Origin of the sequence: Actinospineispora spinosispora DSM 44797 (genome assembly GCF_000429025.1) — a bacterium.
Taxonomy (GTDB): domain Bacteria; phylum Actinomycetota; class Actinomycetes; order Mycobacteriales; family Pseudonocardiaceae; genus Pseudonocardia; species Pseudonocardia spinosispora.
Map to the genome: position 1 here is coordinate 1 of NZ_KE386834.1, position 14,709 is coordinate 14,709.

Annotated in this window: 13 protein-coding genes; 10 read left to right on the plus strand and 3 right to left on the minus strand. The window is 68.8% G+C overall.

Annotated features, from left to right (window positions below; genetic code table 11):
• The first annotated feature begins 504 nt into the window (after nucleotides 1-504).
• The 5 genes from G406_RS59095 to G406_RS50695 all read left to right on the plus strand — a co-directional run bounded on the left by G406_RS59095 (nucleotide 505) and on the right by G406_RS50695 (nucleotide 3,865).
• A complete protein-coding gene (locus tag G406_RS59095; protein ID WP_084216467.1) occupies nucleotides 505-861 on the plus strand; it encodes an ATP-binding cassette domain-containing protein in 357 nt (118 codons plus the stop codon).
• 13 nt (nucleotides 862-874) lie between these two features.
• A complete protein-coding gene (locus tag G406_RS57380) occupies nucleotides 875-1,852 on the plus strand; it encodes a hypothetical protein (RefSeq protein ID WP_169736812.1) in 978 nt (325 codons plus the stop codon).
• 89 nt (nucleotides 1,853-1,941) lie between these two features.
• Entirely contained in the window at nucleotides 1,942-2,403 is a 462-nt protein-coding gene (locus G406_RS50685; RefSeq protein WP_169736813.1) for a GNAT family N-acetyltransferase, read from the plus strand.
• Nucleotides 2,404-2,512: 109 nt separating this feature from the next.
• Nucleotides 2,513-3,025, plus strand: a complete 513-nt coding sequence (locus G406_RS50690) for a GNAT family N-acetyltransferase (protein WP_037079318.1) — start codon at nucleotides 2,513-2,515, stop codon at nucleotides 3,023-3,025.
• Between the two features lie 69 nt (nucleotides 3,026-3,094).
• Nucleotides 3,095-3,865: a hypothetical protein gene (locus tag G406_RS50695; RefSeq protein ID WP_051342866.1), complete on the plus strand. Its 771-nt coding sequence runs from the start codon at nucleotides 3,095-3,097 to the stop codon at nucleotides 3,863-3,865.
• Here the strand turns inward: G406_RS50695 and G406_RS0129410 are convergent.
• Complete coding sequence (locus tag G406_RS0129410; RefSeq protein ID WP_028936555.1) at nucleotides 3,788-5,365, minus strand: dolichyl-phosphate-mannose--protein mannosyltransferase; 1,578 nt, start codon at nucleotides 5,363-5,365, stop codon at nucleotides 3,788-3,790. The two genes, G406_RS50695 and G406_RS0129410, sit on opposite strands and share 78 nt — an antisense overlap.
• 167 nt (nucleotides 5,366-5,532) lie before the next feature.
• Here G406_RS0129410 and rsmI point away from each other — a divergent pair, with 167 nt between their 5' ends.
• A complete protein-coding gene (gene rsmI, locus G406_RS50700; protein ID WP_037079320.1) occupies nucleotides 5,533-6,405 on the plus strand; it encodes a 16S rRNA (cytidine(1402)-2'-O)-methyltransferase in 873 nt (290 codons plus the stop codon).
• Here the strand turns inward: rsmI and G406_RS0129420 are convergent.
• Nucleotides 6,348-7,370, minus strand: a complete 1,023-nt coding sequence (locus G406_RS0129420; RefSeq protein ID WP_028936556.1) for an LLM class flavin-dependent oxidoreductase — start codon at nucleotides 7,368-7,370, stop codon at nucleotides 6,348-6,350. The genes rsmI and G406_RS0129420 overlap by 58 nt on opposite strands.
• Before the next feature lie 192 nt (nucleotides 7,371-7,562).
• Between G406_RS0129420 and G406_RS50705 the strand changes: the two genes are divergently transcribed.
• From G406_RS50705 to G406_RS0129440, 4 genes are all read left to right on the plus strand, one after another.
• Complete coding sequence (locus G406_RS50705) at nucleotides 7,563-9,407, plus strand: AMP-dependent synthetase/ligase (RefSeq protein ID WP_051342867.1); 1,845 nt, start codon at nucleotides 7,563-7,565, stop codon at nucleotides 9,405-9,407.
• Nucleotides 9,408-9,528: 121 nt separating this feature from the next.
• Entirely contained in the window at nucleotides 9,529-11,382 is a 1,854-nt protein-coding gene (locus G406_RS0129430) for an AMP-dependent synthetase/ligase (protein WP_051342868.1), read from the plus strand.
• Between the two features lie 44 nt (nucleotides 11,383-11,426).
• Nucleotides 11,427-13,274, plus strand: coding sequence for an AMP-dependent synthetase/ligase (locus G406_RS0129435; protein WP_028936558.1), 1,848 nt, complete (start codon nucleotides 11,427-11,429; stop codon nucleotides 13,272-13,274).
• Nucleotides 13,275-13,340: 66 nt separating this feature from the next.
• Entirely contained in the window at nucleotides 13,341-14,099 is a 759-nt protein-coding gene (locus G406_RS0129440; RefSeq protein WP_028936559.1) for a VOC family protein, read from the plus strand.
• Nucleotides 14,100-14,144: 45 nt separating this feature from the next.
• Here G406_RS0129440 and G406_RS0129445 read toward each other — a convergent pair whose 3' ends face one another.
• Nucleotides 14,145-14,693, minus strand: a complete 549-nt coding sequence (locus tag G406_RS0129445; protein WP_028936560.1) for a dihydrofolate reductase family protein — start codon at nucleotides 14,691-14,693, stop codon at nucleotides 14,145-14,147.
• Between the last annotated feature and the right edge of the window lie 16 nt (nucleotides 14,694-14,709).

Consider the following 14,709-nt stretch of genomic DNA (forward strand, 5'->3'; position numbering starts at 1 on the left):
TCGAACACCGACAAAACCAGGAAATCAGCAGGTCAACCAGTCAACAAACCCCCACCAGCGGCAAACGGTCACAGCCAGAACACCGCGATCAGACCCACCCCGACCACCCACACAACGCGGCCAGAAGGGACTTCATGGGCAACCCGAGCCGCACCACAGGGCCCCCAGGGCCCTGCGGTGCGGCTCGGGGCGGCAGCCCCCTCAGTAAAAGCCCCCGGGCGCAGCCCGAAAACCAAACCGCCGCAGCCAGCAGCTCACAAGACCGAAGCCGCAGCCAGCAGCCCGAAGACCAAAGCCGCAGCCCCCGAAACCTTGTGAGTGCTGAGGCCGCCTATAGCCGGTCTTGCCACTCACGACGAAAAGCGTGTCGTGAGTGGCAAGACCGGCTACGCTTCGCGCCGCTTCGCGGTAGACGGCCTCAGCACTCACAAGGTTGGGGTGGTCGCGGTCGTCGGGATATGAGGAGCACGAGGGCTGTGGCGCGTTCGAGGACTTGGGTGAGTCGTGCCTAGGCACTCGACGCACCTGCTCAACGTGGCCGAACGTTATCGAGGCCATACGGTGCTGCGTGACGTCACGCTGCGGTTGCCGACCGGTGAGCTGACGGTGGTGCTCGGCGCCAACGGGTGCGGCAAGTCGACACTGCTGCGGACCGCCGCGGGTGTCGCGGCACCGTCCGAGGGTCGGGTGCTGGGACTTCCACCTTCGGTGGGGTACGTCCCCGACCGGTTCCTCGCCAGGTTGCGGCTGTCCGCTTCCGGGTATCTACGGCGGACGGCCGCGCTGCACGGGTGCCCGGCGCGCGGTCCGGTCGTGGAGTCCGCGACCGGACCTGCTCGAGCGTCTGCGATTCACCGGTGACCCGTCCGCTCCGATGGCCCAGCTGTCGAAGGGCAACGCTCAGAAGGTTGCGCTCGTCGGCGCTCTGTGCGGCGGCAGTGGACTGGTGGTGCTCGACGAACCCTGGTCGGGGCTCGACCGGGCGGTCGCTCCGGTACTGATTGAACGCCTGGCCGAAGCGGTGTCGCGGTGCTGGTCACCGACCACACCGGGCTGGCCGCGCAGCTGGGTGGGCAGCGCTTTCGGCTGGCCGAAGGCCGATTGGCGCCGATCGAGGAGGAGACGTCCACGCCGCATCCGGCGTGGACGGCCGACTCAGTGGGCCCGGATGAGGGCACCGATAGCACTGACGAGAACGCTCGCGGTCACCCGATATCTCATGGCCGACCTGCTGCGGTCCCAGCGTTTCCTCGTGCCGCTGCTCGCGTACCTGGCCGCGGTCGCGGTGTTGATGGGAGGCGGCCCCGGACCACCGCCTCAGCCGTGGGCGGCAAGCGCGGGCCTGCTGTACCCGATCAGTGCCTGGCTTGCCATAACTGTGAGTAATACCGAGGAGTCGGTCGGGCGGCAGGCGACGGTGGCGGCGTCGGGTGGCTGGTGGCGCTTGCAGGCCGGCGTGTTGCTCACCTGTCTGGTCGGCGACGCGGTCCTCATGGCCTGTGCGGTACTTCGACCGCTGGTGCCGCTGGGCAGCGTGTCCTATGCCTATTCGGCCAGGATGGTGCTGGTGGGAGTGTTGGTGCACGTCGCGGCCGCCGGTACCGGCACGGCGCTCGGCCTCGTGTTCGGACGGCCTCGCGTCAGTCGGATCGGGTGGAGCGCGGTACTGATCGGCCTGACCGTTCTGGCGACGATCACCCAGCCGTGGCTCCCCCCGGTCGGCGTATCGATCGTGACGCTGAACGGTCCAGAACCATCACTGTCCGTATTGACAATGAGTGCGGTACTCGGATTATTGCTCAGTGGAATGGCTCTTTGGCTGGTTACAGTCGCTGAACGGCGATATAATTGATATCGGCCCGCAATTCCCAACTGTACGCTCGTTAGGTCGTGCGATATAAATTGAGTGTGCCAGACGAGTCAGGGCAGGCTGCGGTGGACGTGGAGTTTCGCGCTGAGGACTACGACGCCGCTCACGCCGGTCCGCTGCTGCCCTTAGTGAAGGCGGCGCACGACGAGCTGCCGACACACCCCGACCTTCAGCCGCCTCCCGGCAAGGAGTTGTTGCCGGAGAACCGAGGTGTATTCGTCGTCGCCTACGTCAATGGCCGGGCAGCGGCCTCGGGCGGATATCAGACGTTCGAGGGCGACTCCACCGGTGCGACGGTCGAGTTCGTCAGGTTGTACGTCGGGCCGGCCGCCCGACGCACCGGAATCGGGCGCGCGCTGCTCAGTGAGCTGGAGGAGCGTGCGCTGGACGACGACTACCGCTGGGGAGTGCTCCCTGTCGGGGCCAACCAGCGCGCGGCGCAGGGCCTGTACGAGTACCTCGGTTATCACCGGTTCGACGGCGCTGAGGGGGGCGGCGGACGGTTGTTGTACCGCAAGGAGCTGGAGGACTGAGTCAACCTTCGTTGGCGCACCAACCGGTTACCGATTGCCCACGACCGTATGCGTACCGATAGGGCATGTCGTACTGTCACCGGTCTTCTGACATGCAGGATGGGGAATTGTGGAGTCCGAACAGGGTGAGGTCGTGTTGCGGGTCGTCCCCGTCGACCGCGACAACCCCGTTCTACTTCAGGGCATGGTGGGTTTCCCCGAATTGTCCGGTGCGGAGGTCCTCGGGTTCGCCGAGGCGAACGACGGTCTCTTCATGTTGGCCTATGTGCGCGGGCAGCCCGCTGGCTGCGGCGGCTACCGGCGGCTGACCGGCGCGGACGAGACGGTGGTGGAGTTCGCCAGCATGTACGTCCGCCCCGGCGCGCAACGCGCCGGGCTGGCCAGGACGATCCTCGGCGAGCTGGAGCGCTGCGCCGTCGATGACGGTTACACCTCGGGCGTCGCCCGTGTCCCGCGCGGCGCCCAGGCGGTTCGCGCGCTGCTGGAGGTCAGCGGCTACCGCGTGGAGTCGTCGGCTCCCGACGCTCCGGACGGTCAGCTGGTCTACGGCAAGGCTCTGACCGTCGAGGACGGGCCGGTGATGGCGGCCGCGCCGGACGGGGTCGGCAGGCACCGCCGCTGATCCGGTGGTTGCGCGAAGCTCTAGAGGTCATTATTTTCCATCGTAAACATCGATGGAGATGAGGCAGTCGTGCAGCCTGGTGAGCGAGTGATCTCCCAGAAGATCGGTCTGTGGTGCAACTGGGTCTTCGTGGCGCTCACCGCCATCGGCTGGCTGGGCATCGCGCACTTCTGGGCACCGGCACGGGCCGACCTGGGCCTCGAGGCGACGAAGATGTGGTTCGGCGACACCCACAAATGGGGCACGCTCATCGGTTGCTCGATCTTCTACGTCGCCGCGGGGCTGCTCACCCCCGGTTCGGTCGCGTTCGGCATCATGCTGTCGAAGATCGAAGGACGCTATCCGCTCTGGTCGATCACGACCGCGGTGTGCGGGGCGTTCATCTCACTCATCGTCTTCTTCAACTGCTGCGCGTGGATCGTCACCGCGTATCGTCCCGAGACCGGCGCCGACGTCATCCAGTCCTGGTACGACTGGGCCTGGTTCGCGTTCCTGCTCGGCTGGATCTATCTGGCGCTGGAGATGGCCGCGACCGGGGTCGTGGAGCTGATGGACGATCGTCCCCGGCCGATGGTCCCGCGCTGGTTCACCTGGCTCACCTTCCTTGGCGCGTTCGCGCTGGTCTGCGCGGCGGGCCCGGCGTTCTTCAAGAGCGGCCCGTTCGCGTACCACGGTCTGCTGGCGTTCTACATGCCTGTCGTGATCTGGGGCGGCTACATCGCGGTCACCAGCTGGTTCATGCTGAAGGAGCTCGACCGGGACTCAGCGCCAGGAGGGCAGCCACATCTCGGCGTCCCAGTGGGCCGAGGTGATGGAATCGCCGACCATGATCGGCCATAGCCAGGCGAAGTTGGCGACCGCGAGGCCGACGTACAGCGAGATGATCAGTAGGCCGGTGGCTCGCCGCTCGGTGCCGGCGAGCGCCGGACCGAGGACGTCACCCAGCATCAGCGTGAGGCCGAAGATCAGGAACGGTGCCATCGGCGTCGCGTAGAAGTAGTACATCTGGCGGTCGATGTCCAGGAACCACGGCAGGTACCCGGCGCCGTAGCCGACCATGATCGCCACGTGCCGCCAGTCGAAGCGGGTGACCGTCCGCCACACCGCCCACACGAGCGCGAGCGGGCTCGCCCACCACAGCGCGGGTGTGCCGACCAGCATCGTGGCGCTCACACAGTCCTTCGCGCCGCACGTCTGGTCGGAGTTGTTCAGGTAGTACAGCATCGGGCGCAGGCTCATCGGCCACGCCCACGGCTTGGACTCCCACGGATGCGGCGCGGACGTCGACGTTGTCAGGTTCGCGTGGAAGGACAGCACGTGGCCGCTGTAGTACCACAGCGACCGCAGCGCGTCCGGCATGAACGAGAACGGGCCCCCGACGCCGATCTCCTGGCCGACCTCGTGGCGGTCGACCCCGGTCTCGCTGGCGAACCACGCCCACCAGCCGGCGAGGTAGGTCAGGATCGGGATCGCGGCCAACGCCCACAGCGCCGGTCCGACGTCCCGCACCCACACCCCGAGCCATGGTCTGCGCACCCCCGCCGCGCGCCGGGCAGCGACGTCCCAGCCGAGCGACAGCACACCGAACGCGGCGACCCAGTACACGCCGGACCACTTGACCGCGCACGCCATCCCGATCAGCACGCCCGCGGTGAACCGCCACCAGCGCACCCCCAGCCGGGGCCCGAACGGGCTGACCCCGACCCGTCCCTCGGCGACGACCACCGCCATTCGGGCGCGCACATCGTCGCGGTCCAGCACCATCGCGCCGAACGAGGCGAGCACGAACACGGTGAGGAAGATGTCGAGCATCCCCATCCGGGACTGTACGAAACTGACCCCGTCGCACAGGAACAACGCACCCGCGACGACACCGAACATCGTCGAGCGGGTGAGCCGGCGCGCGATCCGGACGACGAGCAGCACACACACCGTGCCCGCGACGGCCGCGCTGACCCGCCACCCCATCGAGTCGTAGCCCCACACCCACTCGCCGAGCGCGATCAGCTGCTTGGCCAGCGGCGGATGCACCACGAGCTCGAACCCCGGGTTGTCCTCCACCCCGAAGTTGCGCAGCATCTGCCAGGCCTGCGGCACGTAGTGCTTCTCGTCGAAGACCGGAGTGCCGTGGTCGGAGGGGAAACCCAGACGGTAGAACCGCAGAATCCCGCCGATGAACGCCAGCAGGATCGCCAGCAACCAGCTGCGCAGCCGATCGGTGGGCATGGGCCGCTCGACGGGGAACCGCACGCCCAAGGTCGGCCCCGGCGCGCTGGTGGCCGGCCGACGCCCGACCGGCACAGCGCCGGCCCGCGCCGGCCGATCCCCAACAGAAACCATCGCGGGTGACTCTATTTGCTGCCCCGACGTCGGTCGTGCGGGGCTCTGCGAAGTCGCACCGGTGCGACTTCGCAGAGCAAGCTGTCGCGTCGCAGAGACTGCAGCGTCTGCGACACGACACGAAGCTCTGCGACGTCGCCCCAGGGGTCAACGCATAGGCTGCGGCGGTGGACAGTGAACCGAGCGGGCGACTGCTGCTTGCCGCCACCCCGCTCGGCGACCCGGGCGATGCGTCGGCCCGCCTGGTGGCGGCACTGGGGCAGGCCGACGTGATCGCCGCGGAGGACACCAGGCGGCTGCGGCACCTTGCCTCGGCGCTCGACGTCACGGTCACCGGCCGGATCGTGAGCCATTACGACGCGGTCGAGGCGTCCCGAGCTCCCATGCTGGTCGACGCGATCCGTGAGGGTCAGACCGTCCTGGTGGTGACCGACGCCGGCATGCCATCGGTGTCCGACCCCGGATACCGCCTGGTCAGCGCATGCGTCGAAGCGGATCTGCCGATCACTTGCCTCCCGGGCCCCTCGGCGGTGACGACGGCGCTCGTCCTGTCCGGCCTGCCCTGCGAACGGTTCTGCTTCGAGGGATTCGCCCCGAGGCGCCCCGGCGAACGGCGCCGCTGGCTGACCGCACTGGCCACCGAGGAACGCGCGTCGGTGTTCTTCGAGTCGCCGAGGAGACTCGCCACCACTCTCGCCGACGCGGTCGACGTACTGGGCGCCGACCGTCGCGCCGCGGTCTGCCGTGAGCTCACCAAGACCTACGAGCAGGTCCTGCGTGGCTCGGTGGGCGAGCTCGCCGAGTGGGCGGCGGCGGAGGAGGTGCGCGGCGAGATCACCGTGGTGCTGGCCGGCGCCGAGCCGGTGGTCGCCGCGCTGGACACCCTGGTCGCCATGGTCCACGAGCGGGTGGAGGGTGGGCAGCGACTCAAGGATGCGGTCAGTGAGGTCGCGGCCGGTTCCGGGGTACCGAAACGGGAGCTCTACGCGGCGTCACTGCCGGGAGGCGACAGCTCGGCGAGCTCCGCCACCAGCTCGTAGCTGCGCCGTCCGTCCGCCGGGTCGTGAACCATGGTGGCGACCATCAGCTCGTCGGCCTGGGTCTGTTCCAGTAGCGACGTGATCCCCTTGAGGACAGTGTCCGGCCCGCCGATGATCTGGTTGGACATGCGGTCCGCGACGAACGCCTTCTCGGTCTCGTTGTAGGCGTACGCGGCGGCGTCCTCGGGTGTCGGCATGAGCCCGGGTTTGCCCTGCCGCAGCTGCAGGAACGACAGTCCGCCGGGGCCCGCGAGGTAGCGGGCGCGGTCGTCGTCCTCGGCGGCGACCACCGAGGCGCACACCATCGCGTAGGGCTCCTTGAGCCGCGCCGACGGGCGGAACCGCTCGCGGTAGAGCGCGAGGGCGGGCAGCGTGTTCGCCGCGCTGAAGTGGTGGGCGAACGCGAACGGCAGGCCGAGCAGGCCGGCGACCTGGGCGCTGTAGCCGCTGGAGCCGAGCAGCCACACGTCGGGCGGGTTGCCCATCGCGGGCACGGCGTTCACCCCGCGCTCGCTCGGCCCGGTGAAATAGCCCATCAGAGCGGTCAGCTCCTCAGGGAAGTCGTCGACCGACAGCGCGTTCGCGGTACGGCGCAGCGCCTGCGCGGTGACCGGGTCGGTGCCGGGCGCGCGCCCGATGCCCAGATCGACGCGACCCGGGTGCAGTGCCTCAAGCATGCCGAACTGTTCGGCGACCACCAGCGGCGCGTGGTTGGGCAGCATCACGCCACCCGAGCCGACCCGCAGCGTGCTGGTCGCCGCCGCGAGGTGTGCGATCAGCACCGGCGGCGCGGAGCTGGCGATGCCCGGCATGTTGTGGTGTTCGGCCACCCAGAACCGCCGGTAGCCCAGCTGCTCGGTGCGCCGGGCCAGCTCGATGCTGCCGTTCAGCGCCGCGCCGGCGTGCGAGCCGGAGCCGATCACGGCAAGATCCAGTACGGAAAAAGGGATGTCGAAGCGCGCCACTCAGGGTGCAACGCATCGAGCCCCCGCTGACTTCCCGATGTGCGCAATCAGTGGCCGTTCACAGGCGAGATCAACCTTAAATATCGTGATATCATAGTTCGGTAGAGTGTCCCAAGTTCGTGGTGAGTCGGTCTGTCTGTCGGGTTTCCGGCACGGTGGGTGAAATCAGTGGATCTGAAGCAGTCGTCGCCCATGTCTCATCCGATCGACAAAACCATTCTCGATGCGGTCGATCGCAACGCCCAGCACCACCCCGGTGTCACCGCCGTGGTGGACGGCGACAGCCTGACGAACTGGTCGCAGTACCGTCGACGAGCTCGCGCCATCGCCCTCGCGCTGCTCGATCTCGGTGTGGAACGTGGTGCGGTCGTCGGTCTGCACATGTGCAACCGCGCCGAACACGTGCTGTCGGACGTCGGGGCGCTGATGGCCGGTGCGGTCCCCGCGAGCTTCTATCTGACGATCACCGATGAACTGCTGATGTACATGGCGCGGGACTGCGCGGTCCCGGTGGTCGTCATCGATGCCGACCAGCTGCCGCGCTGGCAGGTGATCTGGCGCCAGCTGCCGGCGCTGCGCCACCTGGTGGTGGTCGGGCTCGAGCCGGGGCGGCCGCTGCCACTCGGTGTGCTTCGGTTCGAGCTGCTGGTGGAGAACGCCGAGTTCGCGCTGGACCGTCGTGGGCACGAGGTCGACACGATCCGCGCCCGCGTCCGGCCCGACGACCTGGCGACGATCGTCTACACGTCGGGTACCACCGGTCCGCCGAAGGGCACACTCGTCACTCATGCCGGCGTGTGCTCCTCACTGACGGAGCTGTCCAACCTGGCCGCGGAGCACCTCGGTGGGGTCATTCCGGTGGGCTGGACCATGGTGTCCTACCTTCCGCTCGCGCATCTCGGTGAACGCTCGTTCGCGCACTATCTCGCGGTGCTCAGGGCATTCACCGTGACCTACGTCCGCGATCCGCTGCAGCTGCCCACCGTGCTGCGTGTCGCTCGGCCGTACCTGTTTCTCGGCGTGACCAGGGTGTGGGAGAGGGTCCTGTGGACGATCCGGAGCAGGGCGCTCGAGTCGAGGAACCCGTTCCGGCGGATGCTGGGCAGGGCCGCCGTCTCCGTGGCCACCCAGGCCGGTCAGTCCCAGCTCGACGGCACCCCCATGTCGGTCACCGCTCGGCTGCTGCTGCCGCTCATGGACCGGGTGCTCTTCCCCCGGCTGCGCGCGGCACTCGGTCTGGATCGTGCGAGGTTCGCGGTGAGCGGCGGGACCCCGATGCCCACCGAGGTGTCGGCGTTCTTCGCCGGGATCGGGCTCCCGATCACCGAGGTCTACGGGATGACCGAGGCGCCGCTCATCACGGTCAGCCCGTTCGACGCGCCTCGGCTGGGCACGGTCGGCAAGACCTGCCGGGGCACCGAGCTGAGCCTCGCCCGGGACGGGGAAATTCTGGTCCGGGGTCCCGGGGTGACTCCCGGCTACCTCAACAAGCCCTCGGAGACAGCGGCGGCGTTCGATGCGGCGGGTTGGCTGCTCACCGGCGACATCGGGGTGATCGACGACCACGGTTACCTACGGATCGTCGGTCGTAAGAAGGAGATCATCGTTCTGTCGACCGGTGTCAGCCTGTCGCCCAACTACATCGAGGACGTCATAGCCAAACAGTCGGACCTGATCGGCACGGTCTCCGTGCACGGGGACGGCAAGCCCTGTCTCGTCGCGCTGATCACGCTCGATGCGATGAGCTGGGAGGCGTGGTGCCGATCGCGTGGTATCCGGGTCGCCACGGTCGCGGAGGCGGTGTCCAACGGCAGGGTGCGGCTGGAGCTGGCGAGGGCGATCGGCAGGGCCAATGCGACGTTGTCGCGCAACGAGCAGATCCGCGGCTGGACGCTCATCGACGAGCTCTGGACGACGTTCACCGGCGAGCTGACCCCGACCATGAAGCTCAAACGCCCGGTGGTCAGTGAGCGCTACCGGGAGGAGATCGAGGAGCTCTACGACGACAACATCATAGAGAAATGGGGCGATGGGTAGAACGATTCCCCCGATTCGGGCACGTTTGACCAGCGCGATCCGCCTCGTCTCCTTGTAGAGTGCACTACTTGTAGAGGACGTGTGCCGACCTCGTGCGGCGTACCGGCCAATAGGTGGATCAGTGGGGTCGAGGGGGCAGCGTCCCGTCCAGGAGACGATCCTGGACGCGGTCGATCGGAACGCGCTGGAGCATCCGGGTGTCACCGCGACCGTCGACGGTGCGAACCTGCTGAACTGGTCGCAGTACCGGCAGCGCGCCAGAGCGATCGCGCTCGGGCTGCTCGATCTCGGTGTCGGCCGGGGCGAGGTCGTCGGCCTGCACCTGTGCAACCGCGCCGAGCACGTGCTGTCCGACGTGGGCGCGTTGATGGCGGGCGCCACTCCGGCGAGCTTCTACCTGCAGGTCAGCGACGAGCTGCTGGTGTACCTGGCGACGGACTGTGCGGTCACGGTCGTCATCGTCGACGCCGACCAGCTGCCCCGATGGCAGGCCATCCGCGGCAGGGTGCCCTCCCTGCGGCACGTCGTCGCTCTCGACCTGTGCCCCGACGAGCCCACGCCCCAGGGTGTGCTGCGGTTCGAGCACTGGGTGGAGGACGCGGAGCACTCGCTCACCGAACGCGGCGCCGAGGTCGACGCGACGCGGGAGAAGGTCCAGCCCGACGACGTACTGACGATCGCGTACACGTCCGGCACGACCGGTCCGCCCAAGGGCACGCTCATCACGCACGCCGGTACCCGGTGGATGCTCGACGAGCTGTCGCTGCAGGCAGCCGAGTACCTCGGCGGAATGATCCCGGTCGGCTGGACCACCGTGTCCTACCTGCCGCTGGCGCACATGGGCGAACGGATCTTCTCCCACTACCTCGCGTTGATCAGGACGCTGACCGTCACCTACGTCCGCGATCCGCTGGAGCTGCGTGCGGTGCTTCCGGTCGCCCGGCCGTACCTGTTCCTCGGCATGCCGAGGGTGTGGGAACGGATCCATCAGGGGATCCACACCCGGGTGGCCGAGTCGAGGAACCCCGCTCGCCGGGCGCTGGGCGCCGTGGCGCTGTCCGTGGCGCGCTCGGCGGGCCAGGCCGCGCTGGACCGCACCGAGACGCCGGCGCACACCCGAGCGCTGTACCCACTCATGGAACGGCTCGTCTTCCAACGCCTGCGCGCGGCACTCGGACTGGACCGGACGCTGTTCGCGGTCACCGGCGTCGCGCCGATCTCGACCGAGGTGTCGATGTTCTTCGCGGGCATCGGTATCCCGCTCATCGAGGTGTACGGCATGACCGAGAGCGGGCGGATCACCATGAGCCCGTTCGACGCCCCTCGTCTCGGCACCGTGGGCAGGCCAGGGCGCGACGTCGCGCTGCGCATCGCCGAGGACGGCGAGATCCTGGTCAAGGGACCGGGGGTCACGCCGGGCTACCTGAACCGGCCGGAGGCCACCGCCGAGGCGATCGACGCCGACGGGTGGCTGCACACCGGTGACCTCGGCTCGCTGGACGCGGACGGGTACCTGCGGGTCATCGGTCGTAAGAAGGAGATCATCGTCCTGTCGATCGGGCCGAGCATCTCGCCTGCCAACGTCGAGAAGGCCGTCGCCGACCAGTCCGAGCTGATCGGCTCGGTGTTCGTCCACGGCGAGGGCAGACCGGCGCTGGTGGCGCTGGTCGCGCTCGACCCGATGGGCTGGCGGCCGTGGTGCGAGGCACGTGGACTCGCCGTCGGCTCGGTCGCCGAGGCGGCCTCCCACGAACAGGTCCGGTCCGAGGTCGAGCGGTCGGTCGCGGCCGGCAACGCCGTGCTTTCCCGGTTCGAGCAGGTCAGGGGCTGGATGCTGGTCGACGAGCTGTGGACGAGCATGGCCGGCGAGCTGACCCCGACGCTGAAGCTCAAGCGTTCGGTTCTCGCGGAGCGGTACGGGCACGAGATCGAGGCGCTGCACGAGGCGCAGCTGGCCGACTCACCGCTCTTCTGAGCTTGTAGAGTGTACTAATTACCGGGTGAGCCGAAGGGTGGGCAATGGGCTCGACGGCACCGTCGACGGGGCGTGAGGCCCGGGAGACGATGCTGGACGTGCTCGACCGCAACGCCGAGGACCACCCCGGTGTGACCGCGCTGGTCGACGGCGACCGGGTGCTGAACTGGTCGCAGTACCGCAGGCGAGCCCGCGCGATCGCGCTGGCACTGCTCGACCTCGGTGTGAGCAGGGGCGATGTCGTCGGTCTGCACATGGGCAACCGGGCGGAGCACCTCCTCGCCGACATGGGGGTGCTCACCGCCGGGGCAGTGCCGACCAGTTTCTTCCGGGGCATCGCCACCGACGAGCTCGTCTACCTCGCCCGGGACTGCGCCGCGTCGGTGGTCATCGTGGACGCCGGACAGCTGCGCCACTGGCAGTCGATCCGTGAGCAGCTGCCCGCCCTGCGCCACCTCGTGGTGCTCGACCTCGCACCGGACGAACCGGCGCCCGACGGCGTGATCCGCTTCGAGAAATGGATCGAGGACGCCGACGACCAGCTGGCCGACCGGGACGCGGAGGTCGCGGAGGCGCGGGCATCGGTCGTGCCCGACGACGTGCTGACGATCGCCTACACGTCCGGCACCACCGGGCCGCCCAAGGGTGCGATCGTCACCCACGCGGGCGCTCGCTGGCTCCTGGACGGGCTGTCCGACCAGATCGCGGACCACCTCGGCGGCGTGATCCCGGTCGGTTGGACCACGGTGTCCTACCTTCCGCTCGCGCACCTCGGTGAGCGGATGTTCTCGCACTACCTGGGGTTGGTCCAGACGATCACGGTGACCTACGTCCGGGACATGGCGAAGCTACCGGCCCTGCTGCCCTCGGTCCGGCCGTACCTGTTCTTCGGCCCACCGAAGGCCTACCAGCAGCTGCACGACATCGTGCGCGCACACATCGCCGGCGCCACGAACCCGGTCTACCGCATGGTGGGCAGGCTGGCGCTGTCGGTCGCCGAAGCCGCCGGGGCCGCGACGCTCAACCAGGTCGAACCGTGCCTGCCGACCCGAATCCTGCACCCGATCATGGAGCGGCTCGTCTACGCCGGGATTCGCGCGCGGCTGGGTCTCGACCGCCACGTGCTCGCCGTGACGAGCTCGGCGTCGATGTGCCCGAACCTGTCCAGCTTCTACACCGGTCTCGGGCTCGCGCTGGTCGACGTCTACGGCAGCTGCGACGGAGGAATGCTGGCGATGAGTCCGCTGGACGCGCCCCGCCCGGGCACCGTCGGCCGAGCGTGGCCTGGGGTCGAGCTGACGATCGCACCGGACGGCGAGATCCTCGCGCGCGGTCCGAACATCACCCCCGGTTACCTCAACCGGCCCGACGCCACCTCGACGGCGATCGACGACGACGGCTGGTTCCACACCGGCGACGTCGGTTCGCTGGACGACGACGGCTACCTGCGGATCCTCGGCCGCACCAGCGACATGATCACCACCGAGTCGGGTGAACGCGTGTCACCCGACTACGTGGAGCGCGTCCTCGCCCACAGCAGCGACCTGATCGGTTCGGTGTTCGTGCACGGCGCGGAGCCGCCCGGACTGGTCGCGCTGGTCACGCTCGACCCGCTGACCTGGGAGTCCTGGTGCGTCGAGCGGGGTATCGAGGTCAGCGGCCCCGAGGAGGCCTCGGTAGAGGAACAGGTGCTCGACGAGGTGGCCGGGGTGATCGCCGCTGGCAACGCCACACTGCCGGCGTCGCACCAGGTCGGGAACTGGACGCTGCTGGGCGCGTTGTGGAGCACCCGGTCCGGTGAGCTGACCCCGACGCAGAGGCTTCGACGGCCGGTGATCCTCGACCGCTACCGCGCCGAGATCGAGCGGCTGGCACCGGTGCCGAAAGTCTGACCGAATTGTCGGGGGGCGGTGCTTGGATGGGTGACCCAAGCCACAGCTGCCCGGAAGGTGCCAACCATGCCCGTTCGCGATACCCACTGGCCTGCCGGTACGCCGGGCTGGGTCGATCTCTCGGTTCCTGACGTCGACGCCGCACTGACCTTCTACGGCCCGGTGATCGGCTGGCGGTTCGCCGGCTCCGACGACGAGTACGGCGGCTACCGGATGTGTCAGGTCGACGGACGCTCCGCCGCCGGGATCGGCCCGATGCAGGCCCCGGACCAGCCGGTCGCCTGGCTGCTCTACTTCGCGTCCGACGACGCGGACGCCACCGCGAAGCTGATCACCGAGCACGGCGGCACCGTGCTGCTCCCGCCGTCCGACATCGACGAGATCGGCCGGATCGCCGTCGCGCTGGACAGCACCGGTGCGGCGTTCGGAGTGTGGGAGGGCCGCAAGGCCGTCGGCATGGAGGTCTACGGCGAGCCGGGTTCGCTCGTCTGGGAAGACGCCATGCTCACCGACCTCGACGCGGGCAAACGCTTCTACGCCGCGGTGTTCGGCTTCGGATACCAGCCGGTTCCGGAGATTCCCGACGACTTCAGTGCGTTCACCGTCGGCGGCGAGATGGCGGGCGGCATCGGAGTCGCCGAGGCCGGCGAACCCGGACACTGGCTGATCTACTTCTCCGTCGCCGACGTCGACGCCTCGGTCGCGGCCGCGGGCGCGGGCGGCGGACGGGTCGTCGCACCCGCCGAGAACACGCCGTTCGGGCGGATCGCCACCCTGGCCGACCCGTTCGGTGCCGTGTTCGGCGTGCACTCCGAAGCGACCTGAGCCCATCGGTCGGTACCGGCCCATCGGCCGGTACCGACCGCCCGGTCAGCCGCGAACCGCGTAGGTCAGCAGCGCGAACGGACCGTCCTGCCGCACATCGGTGAGCCGCATCGGCGGATGGCTGATCACCCGGGGCAGCAGCGGCGCACCCGCGCCGAGCGCGATCGGCGCGACACCCAGGATCAGCTCGTCGAGCAGCCCGTGGTCGTGGAACTGGCCCGCGAGCTCACCACCGCCGACGATCCAGATGTTCTTCCCGTGCGCCGCCTCGGTCATCGTCGCGTGCACCGCCACCACGTCACCCCGGACGAACCGGATGTCCGCGCCCTCGACCCCGGGCAGCTCCCGCGAGCTGAACACCCAGGTCGGCTGCTCGTACATCCACGGCCTCGGATGATCCGCGTCCGCGTTGACGTGATGCTCGAGAACCCACTCGTAGGTCGTCGACCCCATGACGATCGCGCCCACCTCGGCGATGAACGCCGAGTACGTGTCACCACTGCCGTCACCGAACTGCAGCAACCAGTCGAGCGAGTTGTCCGCGTCGGCGATGAACCCGTCGATACTGGTCGCTGTGTAGTACTGGGTTGTCATGCGGGCAGGGTCTCAC

Excerpts from the sequence above, each read along its gene's own strand:
- G406_RS57380 (WP_169736812.1), top strand. The coding sequence starts at position 875 with ATGGCCCAGCTGTCGAAGGGCAACGCTCAGAAGGTTGCGCTCGTCGGC.
- G406_RS0129410 (WP_028936555.1), bottom strand. The coding sequence starts at position 5,365 with ATGGTTTCTGTTGGGGATCGGCCGGCGCGGGCCGGCGCTGTGCCGGTC.
- G406_RS50705 (WP_051342867.1), top strand. The coding sequence starts at position 7,563 with ATGTCTCATCCGATCGACAAAACCATTCTCGATGCGGTCGATCGCAAC.
- G406_RS0129435 (WP_028936558.1), top strand. The coding sequence starts at position 11,427 with ATGGGCTCGACGGCACCGTCGACGGGGCGTGAGGCCCGGGAGACGATG.
- G406_RS0129440 (WP_028936559.1), top strand. The coding sequence starts at position 13,341 with ATGCCCGTTCGCGATACCCACTGGCCTGCCGGTACGCCGGGCTGGGTC.
- G406_RS0129445 (WP_028936560.1), bottom strand. The coding sequence starts at position 14,693 with ATGACAACCCAGTACTACACAGCGACCAGTATCGACGGGTTCATCGCC.